The sequence below is a fragment of the Candidatus Agathobaculum pullicola genome, assembly GCF_052117205.1.
In the GTDB taxonomy this organism is placed as follows: Bacteria; Bacillota; Clostridia; order Oscillospirales; family Butyricicoccaceae; genus Agathobaculum; species Agathobaculum pullicola.
Genome location: NZ_JBQKJP010000098.1, coordinates 1 through 1,463, shown reverse-complemented (window position 1 = coordinate 1,463; position 1,463 = coordinate 1). Strand labels below are relative to the sequence as shown.

The 1,463-nt window shown below is 57.5% G+C and carries 2 protein-coding genes; both read left to right on the top strand.

The features are described 5' to 3' along the window. Window positions 1–821, top strand: an 821-nt coding sequence (locus ACTQ3V_RS15530; RefSeq protein ID WP_441468285.1) for a ParA family protein, incomplete at its 5' end; no start/stop codon positions are given. After that, the coding region (locus ACTQ3V_RS15525) for a ParB/RepB/Spo0J family partition protein (RefSeq protein ID WP_441468284.1) at window positions 778–1,463 on the top strand (686 nt) is incomplete at its 3' end. The genes ACTQ3V_RS15530 and ACTQ3V_RS15525, both read left to right, overlap by 44 nt.

The window sequence follows — 1,463 nt, the reverse complement described above, 5'->3', positions numbered from 1 at the left end:
TGAACACGCAAATTATCGCCATCGCCAACCAGAAAGGCGGCGTTGGCAAGACAACCACCTGCGCAAATCTGGGTATCGGACTGGCGCAGGCGGGGAAGAAAGTTCTGCTGATCGACGGAGACCCGCAGGGCAGCCTGACCATCAGCCTGGGCCATCCCCAGCCGGACAAGCTGCCCTTTACTCTGTCCGACGCGATGGGCCGTATCTTGATGGACGAGCTGATGCGCCCCGGCGAGGGCATCCTGCACCACCCGGAAGGCGTTGACCTGATGCCCGCCGACATCCAGCTCTCCGGCATGGAGGTCTCCCTGGTGAACGCCATGAGCCGTGAGACCATCCTGCGGCAGTATCTGGACACGCTCAAGGGACAGTATTCCCATATCCTGATTGACTGCCAGCCCTCCCTGGGTATGCTCACGGTCAACGCCCTGGCCGCCGCCAACAGGGTCATAATCCCCGTTCAGGCGGAGTACCTGCCCGCCAAGGGCCTGGAACAGCTGCTCCAGACCGTAAACAAGGTGAAGCGGCAGATCAACCCCAAGCTCCAGATCGACGGCATATTGCTGACGATGGTGGACAACCGCACCAACTTCGCCAAGGAGATTGCTGCCCTGCTGCGGGAGACCTATGGCAGCAAAATCAAGGTGTTCGGCACCGAGATTCCCCATTCCGTCCGGGCAAAGGAAATCAGCGCCGAGGGCAAGAGCATTTTTGCCCATGACCCTAATGGCAAGGTGGCCGAGGGGTACAAAAATCTGACCCAGGAGGTGATAAAACTTGAAAAGCAGCGCGAAAAAAGTAGAGCTGGCTCCATACGATGACTTGTTTTCCACCGAAGAAAGCCGCCAGGATGCCAAACTGGAAAAAGTACGGGAAATCCCGCTGTCTGAGCTGCATCCTTTCAAGAATCATCCCTTCAAAGTCAAGGATGACGAGGCCATGATGGAGACCGCCGACAGCGTTCGGCAGTACGGTGTTCTGGTTCCGGCGATTGCCCGCCCGGACCCCGAGGGCGGCTATGAGCTGGTGGCCGGTCACAGGAGACACCGGGCCAGTGAGCTGGCCGAGAAAGAAACCATGCCGGTCATTGTCCGGGACCTGGACGATGATGCCGCCACCATCATCATGGTGGACAGCAACTTACAGCGGGAAAGCCTGCTCCCCAGTGAAAGAGCATTTGCATACCGCATGAAGCTGGAGGCCATCAAACATCAGGGGGAACGCTCTGACTTAACTTCTCGCCAAGTTGGCGAGAAGTCGCAGACTTCTATTCAGCTTGTTGCAAGCCAAGCTGGTGAAAGCCAGAGGCAGGTGCAACGCTATATCCGCCTGACGGAGCTTATCCCCGAACTGCTGGATATGGTAGATGAAAAGAAAATCGCCCTCAACCCGGCTTATGAGCTGTCTTTCCTCAAAAAAGAGGAACAGCGGGACTTGCTGGACGCGATGGACAGCGAACAGGC